Here is a 15,591-nt window from a genome sequence, read left to right as displayed (position 1 = left end):
AGAGCCTACAACCAGGTTTGAACCATAACTATGATTTATTATAGTGAATTTAAATGAAGCACATGTATAAATTATGTACGAACACACGGCATTGGACATTCGCTAAATATTCTTTAATGAATTAGATATTTGATTTTTCCAAGAGTATTTAATCAAGGTAGGAACGGAGAAGTGATATGGTAAATCTAGCGCCTTTAAGTATCGGTGATTGAGTTGCAGACACCTTGCCACCATGAAGCGCTACCACTTTTTTGACAATTGCTAGTCCTAAACCAATATGCTTATTACCTGCATTCCTATCTTCAGCTGTTGTATATTCAGAAAAAATATCATCCTGAGTATCACTAGGTAATCCTGAACCATCATCATCTACATGAATTAAAATTTGACTCTTATTTTGTTCAACAGATAAAGAAACATGATGCTCAGCAAACTTCAAAGCATTGGTGATTAGATTGGTTATGGCATGTTTGAAAACGCCTTTATCTATATAAGCATTTAAAGAAGACAACTTATTGCTTTGAAAATCCATTTCAAGATTAGACGCCTTATAAGGCTCTATTAACTTTCTTAACCAAGAAATAATATCGGTATCGATCCTTTTTAATATGAAATTCGCGGAGTGCATCTTTGAATAAATCAAATAAGTGCTAACAATTTGATTCACGTCTTTTACATCTTTTCTTATGCTATCAAGCTGTTTTTTGATAAATTCATCTTCCGGGTTTTTCCTTTGAATACTATCTGCGGCTAAATTAATAGTGGACAAAGGTGTTCTAGTTTCATGCGCGACAAACCGGTACATTTGTTTATGAGATTCGATCATATCTTTTATTTGCTGCCCCATACGGACGATGTTTGCATAAACTCCAAATAAAACGGAGGTAGTACTAATTTTTTGATGAAAATCAAAGCGACCATGGCTGAAGTTTTCTGTGATTTGATAAATTTTCTTCATATTTCTTATAAAAAGCAGTGATAAAAAGGTAATAAGAAGGGAACAAAATACAAAAAAGGCCATTACAAAATACCCTATGACATCACTTATTCTTGCGGTAATAGATAGGTAATTTATCGGTCCAATCTTAAGCACCCCACCAGCAAAAGCATGATAAATAATCCCTATTTGAGATGTGTTTTCATTGGTTTCAAATGCAACATTATTTTTTGATAATGATTGAACGACATTAATTGGTAGTTCTTGATTAGTAGTTGGATAAACATGTATAGGAAAACCATAAATTTTTTCAAGACGTTTTGATTCTTCACTCCATGAACTCCGCGGCTTGGATAGAAAATCCTTTGCTATCTGATTCAAAGCTGGCGCCATGTATTGTGTAATTATCTTCTCTATTTTTGAGTAATAGTATGCTAACAGAAATTTAGTATTTCCTATTTTTTTATAAGCTGTTTTACTCGCAATAACCAAATTCAGAAACTGGTAATCTTTCTCTGTTAAAACTACTACTTTGCCACTATTAAGATTTGCTTTTTGCGTTTGAGTTAGGTTTATTTTATCAATGGGCAAAATTTCAACACCCTTGTCCTTAATTTTGCTTAAGATAGAACCCCACTGTGACGGAGAGGTACTGGATATTTCTTTTTCTAAATCTGATAAAAACCCTTCTGCAATTACCTTTTCCGAGTTAACAACAATATCTAGCTCAACAGACTTCATATATTTGAAAAATAAAACAATGAAAACCACTGAAATTATTAAAAAGGCCATTAATATTTTTGTGAATATGCTGAATTTCATCACCAAGCCTTTGTAATGAATATATAGCCCTTACCATGTAAGGTTTTTATTTTTTCCCCCTTTTCATCACTCAGTGCTTTACGCAAGCGAGAAATCTTTAAATCAATTCCTCTGTCCACGCCATCGTACTCTCTTCCATATAAGGTAAAGCAAATATTATCTCTGCTTAGAACCTTACCTTGATTTTTAGCTAATAGGGCGAGCAACGCAAATTCAGTAGGAGAAATTGACACTTTTTGTTTTGAAAACGTAACACTTTGGTCATTGATGTTAATTTCTAAGGGACCAAATGAAAGTACTTTTTCTTCATGTACTAAATTAGGACGCCTAAGCAATGCCTTAATTCTCGCGCTCAATCGATCTTCTGAAATAGGTTTACTTAAATAGTCATCAGCACCTAAATTTAAGAGGTCAACCTCGCTTTGTAAGTCATTAATCGCAGTCAACATGAGAATTTTACCAGTATAATCATGACGAACTGTATGGCAGATTTGTGTGCCGTCCATCCCTGGCAGCATTATATCTAATACGACCAAATCAGGCTGCTCCCGAAGAATACGAAAAGCCGCTTTATCTCCTCGGCTCTCAATGGCCACTCGGTAGCCCTCCTCCTCAAGGCAGTCTTTAAGATAACTCGCCAGTTTTTTATTATCTTCGACTACAAGAATGAATACCTTTTCCATTACTGAAAGAGACTCCAGATTTTAAGAGCTATTCAGGTAATCATAATGCATTAATAATGAATGTCACGTGATAACCGTCTATCATCTATGACGTAATAGTATGGACCCCACCACCTATTGTAAGGCTTCTATTTGAGCCAGAATGAAGATGTTAACTGTCATTCAATCAAAGTGAGGGAGTCAATCGATTTAGCTTTAATTTCAATTAACTTCAAGTGGTTTTGATGCTTGATTAGAATGTCTGTACGAATCAAATACCTTTGATGTGAAATTTCAGCCTCAAACAATGTAATCGATTCATCTTCTAAAAGTCGTTTTGTTGCATCAAGAACGGATTCTGAATGATTGGCTTCAACAAACACACCTTCTGGAAAATAACAGCGCGCCAATGCTTCCACCTGATAGCCACCCTCAGCCAAGGCTTTGAGAAAGGCATCATCTTTTGTTTGATTGGCATACTGAGGCCTATCCATGTAAAAGAGTTTTGTGGGGCATTCCAATGCAAGTCTGAACTTGGACTTAGTAAGTTTTTTGTCAGAAGCCATATTCCTAGCGGCGCAATAAATTATCCATATCTTCAGTATAGTCTTTGCAGTTTATAAGAGGTTGAAACTAAAGCTGATGTAAGAGCCACTATTCTTTATTAACTGTTTGTCGAAGCTTTTTCGATAAATTCTCTAATGTCTTCAACTCGCCACACAGTTGTTCTAGGGCCAAGTTTTATTGGTTGAGGGAATCGACCAGATTTCACACCTGCCCACCATGTGGATTTTCCAACTGGAATTAACGGAGGAATCGGTGGATTTGCAGTTTTATCGCCGAGGATTTGGTGTGCTCTTAAAAAGCCGGTTTCGGGTAATTTTGTCATGATGTTTTTTGTCTGATTAAAATGTACGCATAATAATTGATGAAAATCAGGTCGTGAAGAGTTGCTGGTTTTGTTTTCTTGACTTTATCTATTCTGTATTCTAAATTCTAGAATATAGAATAAAAGAGAATAAGCAATGTCAATTAAGCCTCAAGATATCGTTGTTTTGGCAAAACTATTAGCCAAGAAGCCGAATGATGATTGGTCGCAAAACAGTCTTGCTTATGAGTTGTGTCTTAGTCCATCACAGATAAATAGCGCTTTTAAGAGGCTCGTCGATGCAGGTTTTCTGACACCATATCAATCAACGGAAAGACCTAAGCCGATTCTTCAAGCTTGTGAAGAGTTTTTTCTTCACGGCCTTAAGTATATTTTTCCTGCAAAATTAGGGGAAATCGTTCGGGGTATCCCTACAAGCTATGCGGCCCCTAGCTTAAATGAGCAGATTATAAGGGGAAATGATCCAGTCCCTGTTTGGCCTTATGGGGCAGGAGAGGAACGAGGAGTCGCGCTCAAACCATTATACTCTTCTGTCCCAGAGTCGATTACAAAACATCCTGATCCATTATTTTATGATTTATTAACCTTGATTGATGCGATTCGTTCAGGGCGCGCCAGAGAAAAACATCTTGCTATGCAACAGCTTTCGGAACTATTAAAATCCAAGGCAACTAAAAGTAAAATGACAGGAAACTTGTGAATAAAAGTTCTGCTCAGAAAAATATTGAATCATTAACGATCATTGCTCATCGCCTTGGAAATCTGTGTGATGAAGTGACGTTTGTTGGCGGTTGCGTCACGGGTCTTTTGATAACCGATAAAGCGGCACCTGATGTACGTTTTACAGTTGATGTTGATTGCATCATTAATGTCATAACAAGAACGGGTTATTATGCATTAGCTGAGAAGTTATGCCAGAAAGGTTTTAAAGAATTGATGTTCGGTAACCATCCAATATGCCGCTGGGATTGTGATGGTATTTTAGTTGATGTAATGCCAGTTGATGAAAGTGTGGATTTTTTATTGAGTCATGATTTGGAGGATATTATTTCACTGGTTGATGGTCGGTCAGAGATTGTTGAGGATGTATCCCAGGCGTCACAATCAGTTAGACAATATCTTTCACAGGAATTTGCACAACTCATGAATAATGAAAATTTCTTACAAGCATTACCTGGCCATTTAAATTACTCGAATGAGATATTTGTTAGGGAAAAAATTGTTAAAGAACGCATCAATGCAATCATAGATTTGGATTTATAAGTGAATACTAAAATCGCCTGGTTAACCGACCCTCATCTTAATTTTTTAAAGTCCCCTGAAAGAGAGACGTTTTATCAACAAATACTATGATTTTGGTGATAACTGGGAGCATGAAATTCTTTTTGAAAAAATAATTGATCCAAAACTCAATCAGCTCTACCCCGTCTGCATCGCAGGAAAGCGTGCCTGCCCGCCAGAAGACATAGGTGGCATCTGGGGCTACGAGCAATTTTTAGAAGGCATAAAAGATCCAGCGCATGAAGCACATGAAGAAATGCTAGAGTGGGTCCATGATGAATTTGATCCTGATGCTTTCGATCCCAAAGAAGTTGTGTTTGATTAACACCATTTATGCTCTACCCTTGTAACTTAGCCTTGTGTTTGGAGTGATGGCCCAGGATTGTTAACGTTTTGTTATCTTCAAATCTTCATGCTCAAAAGCAGAAGCCATGCGGTCAATCTCCCTTTTTGTCAAACCAAATTGGCTAGCAACCGAACGCCATTTACTTGCCGCTAACGCAACCTCTTTTATAATTTCAAGTGCTCTTGCTTTCTTTATCCGAAACTCATCAATGACGGAAAGCGCCAAATCAATAGAAGCCGTTGGATCATCATAATCTATCGACGTTGATAACATACGTGCTTTCATTTCAAGGGGGGTTGGGTTGACATCATAGGCAGGTGACAACCTCCAACCTTTATGACGTTCATATAAAAAACCATGATTTCTTAAATGATCATCTGTGTTTGAAATCATTACGGTAAAGATGATACGCCTCCACAGTTCTTCTAAATCACTGTTTGGACTTGCACCGTGTTGAGTAATGGCGTAAGCGATTTCAAGATAGCTGTGGGGGTCATTATCCTTTGCACCTAACATACTCATTGCAGATAAGAATGGAACACGCTGACCTTCGTGACGATCAAAACGGCGCAGAATCAGCACTGGTTTTTCCATGATTGTTTCCAGACGCCAATCGGTTGTTTTAATACCCGCTTTTTCTGCAAGTGTCAGCGCAACGGCTTCCCAGACAACCACGTTAAATTCATCATCTTTTTTTGGAAATTTAGCGATTACAAGATGACCGTCTTTATCTCTTACCGATGCTTTTGGCCGCGCGCCACCAAGAGATGAACCAGGTGCCAATAATATTTTCAAATCTTCAGCTGTTTCTTCGTCATTAAGATAATGTTCCGTTGCAGAAAGTAATCTAGGTAGATCAATTAAAGGTGGTATGCTTTCTTTATCTTTTGGGGTTAAGTATGGCTCGCCATCTTGTAGTGAGAAACGTAGTGCGCCCTGTCGAGCTTCATCATTAACGCCTAACAGATAATCGACTTCTGACAATGTTCTTGCTGTCTCTGCCATTGATTTAGCGCGCAAACTTTCTGCTCGGCGCATCAGAACACGACCCCAGCGATCAGGCGCCGAATCACCAATAGCACCGAATAATATCTGGTCTGGTGTGGTATGGAATGCGCCAGAGGTTAATTGAAGCGCAGGATCAAGAGCAAACTTTTCCGGATGTTTCAGCCATTGAGGATCATATTCAAAGGACGCACTTTGCCTTGCTCCACGCTGATGAAACCATAGCTTGCCAACCTTGTGCGTATTTTCGCCAAGATCAATCGAAACATAAATTTCTTGGCTACTCATTTGCATCCCCTTTATTAGCTTGTGGCGATCGGATTCTTTTAGGAAGGCTTTCTTCTTCAAGTTCACGCCCGACAATATCGTTAGAGACATGAGCAAGGGATGTTAGTTGCTCAGACATCCCTAAAACAAATAGAGCAGATGCATACGCACCCATGGATACGCTTGGATCGCCTTTTTCAATCTTAGATAAAGTGATGCGAGAAAACCCAGAACGTTCTGACATAAGATCCATTGGTATACGACGGCGGCGACGCGCATCACTAATGTTCTTACCCAACCTTCTTAAAGCGTTCTGCACTGGAATGGGGGAATGTATTTTTTTACTCATATTTCAACTCTTAATGTATTCTATATTATACCTTATGTCTTATTATGTATATAATAGGATACATTAATGCAATTATCAAGTTACTGGTGGCTTAATGTATATTATACTTATCATTAAATGATTTAACGTAAATAATAAGATATATTAAGTCGTTCATTAAAGGTTCTTTGCATAAAATGGTGTTGCTTCTGGTGGTCAACTGATTCGAATATATTGGTTGCGTTTATAATGATCTAAATGCAATTCACTTTATGAACTTAACACTTTTTGTTAAGTTCAGAGAGTAAATTTCATAAATCGAGAAACTGTTTAAAGTTAATAGGCTTAAATGTGAGCTCATGGGTTGTGATTTTAGGGGTTAGAAAAAAAGCATCAAAAATGCCCCATTTACGCCCAAAAATTGGCAAGTCGAAAATTATGGCTATATAAATCAATAAGTTACGATAAATTGTCGCGGTTCAATTCCCGCCGCCTTCACCATATAACTTGGGGTCTTTCCCATTTGCCTGTCTCTTGATCACATCTCTGCATACGCCACACGGCTTGACCAGGTGGCCGTTTTTTAGCACTTTTGTAGATTTGGTTATATATAAAAGGCTGATTAGTGATTATGTGTATGCTCAGAGCTTTCAGCTTGAGTATGATGCCCAGATTCTGTACTGGAGGGTAAAGACATTACACCAATTCCATAGCGATAAACCAGCTCGGCGCCATGCCAAGCGGTAATCGTTATCAATACAAAGAGGATCAACATGCATACGATAAAAGAGATTGAGCTATGTGTATGACGAAAATATCGCCAAAAAGACCATAGGGTAACAATAAAAATGCCGCTGAAGGTTAGAAGCGCCCAATTTCGATGAATGGTCATTGCTTCATGAGATTGTGCATCGTGTGCCACAGAATAATAGGCGATGAAACCTGCACTAACCGTAGCAATAGAGGCTAATAATCCAAACCATAAACACCAACGGCCTACCGTAAGCAATTCCTGTCCTAGGGGATAATCTTTTAGAACATGACCTAGCAAATAACTGATTGCCGAAACTGAAACCAATGCTACAGTAAAGTGCACAAATACCGGATGCCAATTTGGAATAATCTCAAACATAATTGTTTACCTTATCATTTTCAGCCAAAGAAAATGGGGTCTTTCCCATTTACCTGTCTCTTGATTACATCTCGGCCTACGCCACACGGCTTGTTCGGGTGGCCCAGTGTTTTAGCGCAGTACTTATAGATTCTGTGGTCAAGTCACAGAACCTAGAAGACTAGAGCTGGACTAGATTTTCAAAGATTTTTGCAAGGGAAGCGTTTATAAAGCGAACATTTTAGTAGCACAGAAAATCCAGCATGCTCTCACACCGACAAATGTTAATTAATTATTATCAAATGATTTTTTCAGGTGTTTAGCATCTAATCCCATTTTTTTAAGTACTTCGGGTGTTTTAGTAAACTGGATATTATTATATTCTACTACTTGAATTCGATTGCCCCAAGGATCTAGAAAATCTAGGAATTTGCCTTCCAATACCGTGGCACCAGCTTGTTCGGCCAATGCTATTACTTCTTCCTTATTATTTACTACCAGCCCAAAATGTCTGAGTTGATCAGGATTATTTTTTTCTTTTTTCATCAGCGCTAGAAATTGATCTCCCATGTCGATAAACGCATGAGAATCATCCTTACCCCGTAATTGAAAGCTAAATATTTTGCTATAAAAAGATAATGCTTCTTCAATATCACCAACTTCAAGAGCAACGTGATTAATTCCAATAAGTTTTGGTTTATCCATAATTCAATTCCCTTTCAATTTTTCAAGAATAAGCATGGATGGCGACTTGCACTGCCTTTCGCTTTTCGATGTTTACTTTTATACCAATTTATCAGATAGTGGTACTGGGATTGCTCTATGATGGAACCATAAAAATAACACGGCACCCATGATCAAAATGGCTATATCAGTTATTGTGTAGTCATCGCCACCTGATGTAAGTATAGTTCATTAATTGTCTGTCAATCACTGCAATCAAGCGATGACATTCATTGTCGTATTTTTCTTTATCATAAGGGATGTCTATCTTGGCATATTTATAATAATGACCATATTGACTAAACATAGAGCTAACATGACTCACTTGAAAATTTCACCATTCCAGGGTTGTGTAGTTTCCTTTTAAATCTGTTGCTAAAAATTTTTGATGTTTTTCTGCTAAGTATAAGCAACGTCTAATTCTTTTAATAAAATGGTTGGTTTAAATCCATTCGGTGTTCCTAATCAGTAGAGTATGAATATGTCAACTCTCTGTTTAGTGGAACTGCATCACTTGCTTATAATAAGCAATATTAGCAGGCCTTTTTTCAAAAGGCAGTGCGACAAACAGAATATTTGATTAACTGCTGATATTTAACTACTTTAAAAAGGCAAATTATATACAAATGAGTATTCATTAAATGCTTATAATTTAAATATCAAAAAAGGAAGAAAAAATGAACTACAAGGAATGTATTGAGGCTTGTTTGAACTGTTTGGAAACATGTGAAGCTTGTGCATATCAATGTTGCCTCGGTGAAAGTGCACGTATTGAATGCTTTAAATTGTGTACCACCTGTGCTGATATTTGTAACTTATGTGCCAGAATTTGCATGCGTGAAGACTTGCAATTTACAAAAGAAATCTGCGAGCTTTGTGCGAAACTTTGCGATGCTTGTGCTACTGAATGTGACAAATATGATGAAGAATTATGCAAAGATTGTGCCAAGGCCTGTAGAGAATGCGCCACAGCTTGCAGAAATATGTAAGTGAAAAAAACTCTCTCAGTCGTTAATTTTATCAAAAATTAATGGACAAATGCAAAAAATGTCGGGTCAGGGCCCGACTTCTACACTTTAAGTACGGAAAACGATGGGTTTGTGAACTTGTCTTCAAGAAATCAAAATCTCTTTATTTTACCCCTTAAATAAGTTCTAAAACCCTGTACATTTATCAAAGTTCGCTTTCATCTGTGTCCTTTGACTTTATGAACAAAAGGAATGAATGATGAGAGTAGGGTATGCCAGAGTTTCCACACACGAACAAAATTTAGATTTGCAATTGGATGAATTAAAAAGGGTAGGGTGCGAAGAAATTTTCACCGACAAAATTAGTGGCTCAGTTTCAGAAAGGCCAGGACTTGAAAAAATTGAAAACTATCTTCGAAAGGGCGATACCTTGGTAGTTTGGAGATTGGCTAGGCTAGGGCGCTCTCTTAAGCACCTTATCTCATATGTTGCTATGTTAGAAGAAAAGGGGGTAGGTTTTCATAGCATCACAAAATCTATTAATACCGAAACATCTTCAGGAAAATTTATGTTTCATGTTTTTGGTGCGTTATCTGAATTTGAAAGAAATTTAATTAAGGAAAGGACACGAGCAGGGCTTGAAGCAGCCCGTGCACGAGGGCGGCAAGGTGGTAGACCCGAAAAACTTAGTGATGAGCAAAAGGAACTGGTTAAAACCCTTTATGCAAATAAAAAGCATTCAATTCAATCAATTTGCAAAATGGTGGGAGTAGGAAGACAGCCTTATATAAGTACAAGGAGCGGCTTATGACGGCCTATAATTTTTCTAATCTTATTACAGCTATAAATTGTGAATTAGAAATGCAGTGCATTATGGCGCTTGAAGCTTTTAAGGCATCGAGGATTAATTTAAAGGAATACAAAGAAACATGTCTGAATCGGTCAACTGATCTTTCTGACTTCAACCAAATGAAACAATTTTGTCAAAAAGCATCTGAGGGGCAATACAAGTTTTTTAGAAATATTCATTCTTTAATTGTTTGTCACGCGAATATATCCAAATTACTTCATTGGAAAGGTAAGGGCTTTCGGGGGAAAAATAAATTCCCTGGCTCTGATGATGAAAAAGATAAAATTAAAAAGCATTTAAGCGAACTTCGGAAAAGTTTAAACTCTTTTGTGAATAATGATCGCACAATTAGAGACTATGTAGAGCACTTTGATGAATGTTTAATTAATTCGGCATGCCAATCAGATATCTCTAATCTACGCTTTTGCCATTCATCAGAACGTGTGCAAAGAGCAAATTCAATAAGCAAAGAACAATATTTACGTGAAATTATATACGATGATATGAAATATGCGGTAAGCGGTAAAGATTATGATTTAAAAGGTATGATCGAAGATGTAGAAAAGCTGCAACAAAAAATCCATGCTCTTAAAGAGTTTGGAGCTATTATCTGACAGTTAGATTGATAGACGAGAATTTAAGTCCCAAAACCCCATGATTCATGTGCATTAAATCGATAATAGACACCTGCGCCAACTAAATCACGAAAAACGATTTCAGAGACGCTAAATCAATTTTTATTTGATGTATCCATCAATTTATAAGTTAAAAGACAGATTTATATGATTTTCTGGAAAGTTATTTTGTTTTAATTAAAACCCCGAAGTGGGCAAGATCGAAGCTCTTGCCAGCTTAAACATTAAAATCCCAAAAACATTAACGATATCAATAGACCAATTTGGTAAATTTTCACATTAATAGAAATTGAAATATTAATTATACAAATTTGTTCTTTCATTTTAACAAATCCAAAACAAACCTGCCGGCAGGTTGTTCAAACCTGTCCTTATTTAACGACGCGTTTAATTACGTCGCTCAGGTATTTATGCGCACTAAGCCTGAGTTCGATAAGCGCCTTGTACTATACAGCCCTGATCTCAGATCACTAAAGCTGCAAGGTCTGCTTACCTTCGCCATCGACCAAACAATGACGCTAGGGAGTTTGGCCCTCCCATTAATATTATAGAATAAAAAAGCGTGATGATTATCGTTAAAACAGTGAGAGTGAACTAACTTAATAATACTGGTGTAATTTTTACTTAGATATCTTAAACATATTTCTTAACTGATTCTGTTTTGCTTAAGCGTTGCACTAACATGGAGAGCAGAGGAGTAAAGAAAACCCTCGTTTGTTGTCTAGTTTGACTAGTACATAAATATTGTGTACTATTATTTTTATATAACAATAATAAGAGTACATTGTGGATATTTACACTGTTGTTTTGCCAGAAAAGCTAAAGAAAGATTTGAGGCGAATTCCTAAACATGTTCTGGTTAAATTGACCGCTTGGATTAACGCGGTTGGACATTACGGGCTTAGTGAAGTTAAAAAAACACCAGGGTACCATGATGAACCCTTAAAAGGTGATAGAAAAGGGCAGCGCTCTATTAGATTATCCAAGGCATATCGAGCGATTTATATAATAGATAGCTCTGGGAAGACTCAAATCGTAGAGATAGTGGAGGTTAATAAGCATGATTACTAAAGAAACAAGCAAAACGATGCAATACCTTGAAGAGTTAATGGGTGAAAAGTTGACTCTTGGATTGTTTATGCGCTCTATAAGACAAGGTGAAGAATTAACCCAGGTTGATTTTGCAAAAATGTTAGGAATCTCAAAGCAAGCCCTGTGTGATATTGAGCATGGCCGCAAGCCTATAAGCCCTAAAAAAGCGGCTGAATATGCCGATTTGCTGGGATATTCCAGAAGACAATTTGTACAACTTTGTCTTCAGGACATATTAGACAGAGATAAACTGGGCTTGATCGTTGATGTAGAAAATGCAGCTTAACGAATCGATATATCAGGAAGCTAGTATGATGGAAAAAATTTTCGATATAACCAAAGCAGATCAGTATGATTTTTTCAATCTGGCTGACTTTAATTATTCTACTTTCTTTTACTGTTGGAAAAAGGTGGGGCTTGAGTCAGCTACGGCTAGAGATATGCCCACTTGAAAAAAAGATATCTCATGAGCCGGTTTTTTTTATCCAATAAATGGCATTAAATAGCCTTGCCCCTATTTGAATATCTACGCCACCGAGCTCCTTCATCGACATGATGTCAATTTGTTTAAATCTGAGATACTTGGTGATGATTATCTGGCGTCATCTGGTCTTCAAGTTGCGATTTGAGATCGATAAAATCGTTTGTCCTTACTTTACATAATGCCGTCAAGGCATCCAAATCTTCTAACGCGCCAACGCCCAGAGTCGCCACGCCGCGCGCACCAACGGCGACGCCCGCCTTATACAATGCAAAATCAACCGACAACTTTGAGTCAACACTAAACCAATTTTCATACTTGTCAGTAGTCCAATTATAGAATTGTTTTGATGTTTTCGGCTGCGAGGTAAAATCAGGCACAGGGGAAAATGGTTTATTAGAGCAGTACTCATCAACAACATGCATCGGTAACAGCTTTTGTGCTCCACCAACACCTTCTCGCCACTGCTTATTAATAGCAACCCAATTCTTAGCTCCTGGCGCAATTATCAAGTCCACTTGCGTTTGCAGCTCTTTAATAATGGTATTTGCAAAATCAAAGTGCTGTTCAGTGATTGTTTTTCCATTAAGCTTATAAGTGACTCCGTCTGTGTGCACTCTGTTGTATTGAGCAATCAATTGTGCAAATACCTTTCTACCTTCTTCATTACTTGGGATGCACTCAATCATTGCTGCCCACATGTGTTTATCCAGGGCCCATAAGGTATATTCAAAAGGACTGATGTTCGCAAATTCTCGCCCAGAACAATCCGTAACAACGCCCCTCTTAAAAATTAAACGGATGTCCTTCTTTAACATCGCTTTAATCGCATCATGTTCCCCGCGTGTTACATGATGCAATAATTTGGAAACATCAATCATAGGTTTAAATAAAGCCAAATGATATTTTGATGTCATAGAAAGGTTAACTAACTCACGACTTGATAAATTTTGAGCGGTTTTAATTTTAAGTTCTGATGGTAATTTATTAAACTTCTCGAATTTGGATGGCATACTTTCGCCTTACTTCTATTCACTTAGGATAATTTAAGAAAAAATTATACTTGAGTCAATTGAATAATATAAAGGGCCAAGTGATTTTAAATTGATCATAAAGGGAGCTCATAATATTACATTACTGCGAGGTCACCGCGTTAAACCACCCTGACTCGGAGTTTATCTGACATTTGATGCTTACCTTTTTAAATTAAAAAATCCTAATGGGAATTCAATTTAGCATGATAGCGATTTTTACCATTAATTTTTGAAACTGGTAAAGTATATTATTCTTGTGCTTTCGTTTCGTTAATTGTTTTTTTGAGGAATGCTTTTTTATTTGGCCATTGTTTAATTAAATTTTTATTCAATTCTGGACAATTTTCAGCTATCCAAGGAGCAAATTGCACCAGAATTAAAGGAATTCTTGGTTTGAGACATTCTGCAAATTCTTTCTGGGCTTGCTTTTTGCACAAATCCTTGTTTTTCATACAGTTTTTTATAATCTCATCCGTTATTAGTTGCCAATTTACTGGAGGGACCACACCCAGGAAGGATTCAGTCATGATTTTTGGCAGAATAGCTTGAGAAATAGAGTCAAATTTTTTGGGATCAACTTTGTCTTCACAAAATTCCTGCTGTAAGATTTCATCCATTTGTTTTGTAATCTGTTCTACTTCATTCATTTTAAAACATGGGGTTAAGCTAGTATTATATTGCGACACCGTATTTGCGATGAGTAAATTGCTGCTTAAAATAAGACCTAAACAAATTAATATTTTTATCATTTTTCATCCTTAATTTTCAGCGTAAAATAATAGCACGTATTTGCGTGCTAAGCGCGTAATGCGGGAAGCTATCTGATTGAATTTAAGAATTATAAGCTTAGATAATATTATTGATTTTTTCATACGTGACTCAAGCACTTATAGCTACTTGTTGGAAGGACGGGGTCAAGGCTATTTATAACATTATTATTCCGTGTCTCTTATTGCCTTTTATGAAGAAAGTCGAGTTTACATCATGACTGCGAGGTCAGATCGTCGCAGTCCGTGATGGGTTGTCCATTTCCTCGCATGTGGTGCTCAAGTCCAAATAGCTCTGCTGTATTTGCTCAACGTAGTTTAGCAAGGCACCAGCCAAGGCTTCACGTAGAAAACCAGGGCCACCTGAGCGCACATTCCCCCATAGCCATGACGCGGCAAAATCAAAACCAAGACCAACCGAATCACCGGGCGTAAAGTAAGTAGCGTCATCATCTTGGAACGTTAATGACCGCCGCCGCGGATTTTTTTCTTCGATTATATAATAAAGGCCCTGACAGAAGGCCTGTGCATAGCTCGCCGGCGTAAAACGCTGAATATAACCGATAGCCTGGCGCCAGAATAAATCACGTTGGTGCCACGACCAATGATCAAATTGCGTATTGTAGACATTAAGCGCCTCAATTAAGTGTAATGGATTAAAAAACTGCTCTTTCAATGTCAAATCTGTAAAGTTTGTTCTAAAATTCTTTAAAGCCTGGCAAATCGGTGTGTTGTTATTCTTCTTTTGAAGAGCCGCCATAATATCAGCATTTGAACTCCTAGAAATGACTTGGATGAGGCTTCTAAAATCATAGGGTTCTTGTTTAGGTAAGCCTTCTGGAAATAGTGCTTTAAACTGACTAACCTTTTCTGCCTGTCCATTTGGCAGTTCATCAAAATAAGGTTCTATCTTTTTCCATAACATAACGTCGTGCCAAATCAAAGCGGCCTGAAAGGGTGTAATACCAATATAGGAATGACCAGAGTAGTCGGTGGCTTGAGAAGGAATAAGCAATAAACGAGGATTGGCAACAATCATTTTAAGCGCCTCCGCTTCCTCACCTCTAATGACATGAGATAAAAGCGTTTGAGCTGCTTTTCTTTCTAAAGGATACTGACAAGCAAAAAACATTGTGCTTGATACTTGAGAAAGGTTATACCAGTCCTTTTCTGGGTATTGCGCTAAAACCTTGTGATGAAGTTCAGTAGGTAATTGCTCCAATAAAGATAATGATTCTCCACCGGCATCTTTGTTTGCTTTTTCTTTCTCTTGACTTGGCATAGTCAATCTTTCCTATCTAACGGTTTAAAAAATTAATTTAGGGATAAAGTCTATTTTTAACGCTATTATGCTTGTGTGGTTTCTTATCACCTTTTATGAAGAAAGTCGAGT

General features: G+C 37.3%; 18 protein-coding genes and 1 pseudogene. 8 read left to right on the top strand and 11 right to left on the bottom strand.

The window, feature by feature from the left end:
* Positions 1–148: 148 nt before the first annotated feature.
* The 4 genes from E1O41_RS08325 to E1O41_RS08310 form a co-directional block, all read right to left on the bottom strand.
* On the bottom strand, positions 149–1,759 hold the full coding sequence (locus E1O41_RS08325; RefSeq protein WP_131776862.1) for a sensor histidine kinase: 1,611 nt from the start codon (positions 1,757–1,759) through the stop codon (positions 149–151).
* Positions 1,759–2,442: a response regulator transcription factor gene (locus tag E1O41_RS08320; RefSeq protein ID WP_131776861.1), complete on the bottom strand. Its 684-nt coding sequence runs from the start codon at positions 2,440–2,442 to the stop codon at positions 1,759–1,761. The genes E1O41_RS08325 and E1O41_RS08320 overlap by 1 nt, the downstream gene beginning before the upstream one ends.
* A gap of 158 nt (positions 2,443–2,600) precedes the next feature.
* A complete protein-coding gene (locus tag E1O41_RS08315; RefSeq protein ID WP_207384516.1) occupies positions 2,601–2,987 on the bottom strand; it encodes a hypothetical protein in 387 nt (128 codons plus the stop codon).
* A 98-nt stretch (positions 2,988–3,085) separates the two neighbouring features.
* Positions 3,086–3,310, bottom strand: a complete 225-nt coding sequence (locus tag E1O41_RS08310) for a helix-turn-helix transcriptional regulator (protein WP_131776860.1) — start codon at positions 3,308–3,310, stop codon at positions 3,086–3,088.
* Positions 3,311–3,446: 136 nt separating this feature from the next.
* Here E1O41_RS08310 and E1O41_RS08305 point away from each other — a divergent pair, with 136 nt between their 5' ends.
* From E1O41_RS08305 to E1O41_RS12015, 3 genes are read left to right on the top strand one after another with little or no spacing between them, the layout of a single operon-like run.
* Positions 3,447–4,010 carry a helix-turn-helix domain-containing protein gene (locus E1O41_RS08305; protein WP_131776859.1) on the top strand — a complete coding sequence of 188 codons (564 nt, stop codon included), beginning with the start codon at positions 3,447–3,449 and terminating at the stop codon, positions 4,008–4,010.
* Positions 4,007–4,573, top strand: a complete 567-nt coding sequence (locus E1O41_RS08300) for a hypothetical protein (RefSeq protein WP_131776858.1) — start codon at positions 4,007–4,009, stop codon at positions 4,571–4,573. Before E1O41_RS08305 ends, E1O41_RS08300 begins: the two co-directional genes overlap by 4 nt.
* A gap of 55 nt (positions 4,574–4,628) precedes the next feature.
* On the top strand, positions 4,629–4,916 hold the full coding sequence (locus E1O41_RS12015) for a plasmid pRiA4b ORF-3 family protein (RefSeq protein ID WP_131777009.1): 288 nt from the start codon (positions 4,629–4,631) through the stop codon (positions 4,914–4,916).
* A 60-nt stretch (positions 4,917–4,976) separates the two neighbouring features.
* On the opposite strand, the gene E1O41_RS08290 is transcribed toward E1O41_RS12015, so the two are convergent.
* The 4 genes from E1O41_RS08290 to E1O41_RS08275 all read right to left on the bottom strand — a co-directional run bounded on the left by E1O41_RS08290 (position 4,977) and on the right by E1O41_RS08275 (position 8,353).
* Entirely contained in the window at positions 4,977–6,230 is a 1,254-nt protein-coding gene (locus E1O41_RS08290; protein WP_131776857.1) for a type II toxin-antitoxin system HipA family toxin, read from the bottom strand.
* Entirely contained in the window at positions 6,223–6,558 is a 336-nt protein-coding gene (locus E1O41_RS08285) for a helix-turn-helix domain-containing protein (protein WP_131776856.1), read from the bottom strand. The genes E1O41_RS08290 and E1O41_RS08285 overlap by 8 nt, the downstream gene beginning before the upstream one ends.
* 601 nt (positions 6,559–7,159) lie before the next feature.
* Positions 7,160–7,669: a DUF2231 domain-containing protein gene (locus E1O41_RS08280; RefSeq protein WP_131776855.1), complete on the bottom strand. Its 510-nt coding sequence runs from the start codon at positions 7,667–7,669 to the stop codon at positions 7,160–7,162.
* A 267-nt stretch (positions 7,670–7,936) separates the two neighbouring features.
* Complete coding sequence (locus E1O41_RS08275) at positions 7,937–8,353, bottom strand: VOC family protein (protein ID WP_131776854.1); 417 nt, start codon at positions 8,351–8,353, stop codon at positions 7,937–7,939.
* Positions 8,354–9,048: 695 nt separating this feature from the next.
* Here E1O41_RS08275 and E1O41_RS11990 point away from each other — a divergent pair.
* The 5 genes and pseudogenes from E1O41_RS11990 (at position 9,049) to E1O41_RS08250 (ending at position 12,202) form a co-directional block, all read left to right on the top strand.
* On the top strand, positions 9,049–9,360 hold the full coding sequence (locus E1O41_RS11990) for a four-helix bundle copper-binding protein (RefSeq protein ID WP_131776853.1): 312 nt from the start codon (positions 9,049–9,051) through the stop codon (positions 9,358–9,360).
* Between the two features lie 238 nt (positions 9,361–9,598).
* Positions 9,599–10,134 (top strand): annotated as a pseudogene (locus tag E1O41_RS08265) (recombinase family protein); the annotation flags it as partial.
* 12 nt (positions 10,135–10,146) lie between these two features.
* Positions 10,147–10,803 (top strand): hypothetical protein, encoded by a 657-nt coding sequence (locus tag E1O41_RS08260; protein ID WP_131776851.1) that lies wholly within the window; start codon positions 10,147–10,149, stop codon positions 10,801–10,803.
* Positions 10,804–11,610: 807 nt separating this feature from the next.
* A complete protein-coding gene (locus E1O41_RS08255; RefSeq protein ID WP_131776850.1) occupies positions 11,611–11,895 on the top strand; it encodes a hypothetical protein in 285 nt (94 codons plus the stop codon).
* Positions 11,885–12,202, top strand: a complete 318-nt coding sequence (locus E1O41_RS08250; protein ID WP_131776849.1) for a helix-turn-helix domain-containing protein — start codon at positions 11,885–11,887, stop codon at positions 12,200–12,202. Before E1O41_RS08255 ends, E1O41_RS08250 begins: the two co-directional genes overlap by 11 nt.
* A 281-nt stretch (positions 12,203–12,483) precedes the next feature.
* Here E1O41_RS08250 and E1O41_RS08245 read toward each other — a convergent pair whose 3' ends face one another.
* The 3 genes from E1O41_RS08245 to E1O41_RS08235 all read right to left on the bottom strand — a co-directional run bounded on the left by E1O41_RS08245 (position 12,484) and on the right by E1O41_RS08235 (position 15,480).
* Positions 12,484–13,410 (bottom strand): F-box protein, encoded by a 927-nt coding sequence (locus tag E1O41_RS08245; RefSeq protein WP_131776848.1) that lies wholly within the window; start codon positions 13,408–13,410, stop codon positions 12,484–12,486.
* 269 nt (positions 13,411–13,679) lie between these two features.
* A complete protein-coding gene (locus E1O41_RS08240) occupies positions 13,680–14,180 on the bottom strand; it encodes a hypothetical protein (protein WP_131776847.1) in 501 nt (166 codons plus the stop codon).
* 247 nt (positions 14,181–14,427) lie between these two features.
* Entirely contained in the window at positions 14,428–15,480 is a 1,053-nt protein-coding gene (locus E1O41_RS08235) for a hypothetical protein (RefSeq protein ID WP_131776846.1), read from the bottom strand.
* Positions 15,481–15,591 lie beyond the last annotated feature (111 nt).

This window comes from Legionella impletisoli, from assembly GCF_900639875.1.
In the GTDB taxonomy this organism is placed as follows: Bacteria; Pseudomonadota; Gammaproteobacteria; order Legionellales; family Legionellaceae; genus Legionella_A; species Legionella_A impletisoli.
The sequence above is the reverse complement of the archived record's forward strand: the minus strand, read 5'-3'. Positions and strand labels throughout refer to the sequence as shown.

Bases quoted from the DNA above. Each gene is read 5' to 3' on its own strand.
- E1O41_RS08285 (WP_131776856.1), bottom strand. From the start codon at position 6,558: ATGAGTAAAAAAATACATTCCCCCATTCCAGTGCAGAACGCTTTAAGA.
- E1O41_RS08250 (WP_131776849.1), top strand. From the start codon at position 11,885: ATGATTACTAAAGAAACAAGCAAAACGATGCAATACCTTGAAGAGTTA.
- E1O41_RS11990 (WP_131776853.1), top strand. From the start codon at position 9,049: ATGAACTACAAGGAATGTATTGAGGCTTGTTTGAACTGTTTGGAAACA.
- E1O41_RS08310 (WP_131776860.1), bottom strand. From the start codon at position 3,310: ATGACAAAATTACCCGAAACCGGCTTTTTAAGAGCACACCAAATCCTC.
- E1O41_RS08245 (WP_131776848.1), bottom strand. From the start codon at position 13,410: ATGCCATCCAAATTCGAGAAGTTTAATAAATTACCATCAGAACTTAAA.
- E1O41_RS08305 (WP_131776859.1), top strand. From the start codon at position 3,447: ATGTCAATTAAGCCTCAAGATATCGTTGTTTTGGCAAAACTATTAGCC.
- E1O41_RS08275 (WP_131776854.1), bottom strand. From the start codon at position 8,353: ATGGATAAACCAAAACTTATTGGAATTAATCACGTTGCTCTTGAAGTT.
- E1O41_RS08280 (WP_131776855.1), bottom strand. From the start codon at position 7,669: ATGTTTGAGATTATTCCAAATTGGCATCCGGTATTTGTGCACTTTACT.
- E1O41_RS08290 (WP_131776857.1), bottom strand. From the start codon at position 6,230: ATGAGTAGCCAAGAAATTTATGTTTCGATTGATCTTGGCGAAAATACG.
- E1O41_RS08315 (WP_207384516.1), bottom strand. From the start codon at position 2,987: ATGGCTTCTGACAAAAAACTTACTAAGTCCAAGTTCAGACTTGCATTG.
- E1O41_RS08320 (WP_131776861.1), bottom strand. From the start codon at position 2,442: ATGGAAAAGGTATTCATTCTTGTAGTCGAAGATAATAAAAAACTGGCG.
- E1O41_RS08240 (WP_131776847.1), bottom strand. From the start codon at position 14,180: ATGATAAAAATATTAATTTGTTTAGGTCTTATTTTAAGCAGCAATTTA.
- E1O41_RS08235 (WP_131776846.1), bottom strand. From the start codon at position 15,480: ATGCCAAGTCAAGAGAAAGAAAAAGCAAACAAAGATGCCGGTGGAGAA.
- E1O41_RS08325 (WP_131776862.1), bottom strand. From the start codon at position 1,759: ATGAAATTCAGCATATTCACAAAAATATTAATGGCCTTTTTAATAATT.
- E1O41_RS08260 (WP_131776851.1), top strand. From the start codon at position 10,147: ATGACGGCCTATAATTTTTCTAATCTTATTACAGCTATAAATTGTGAA.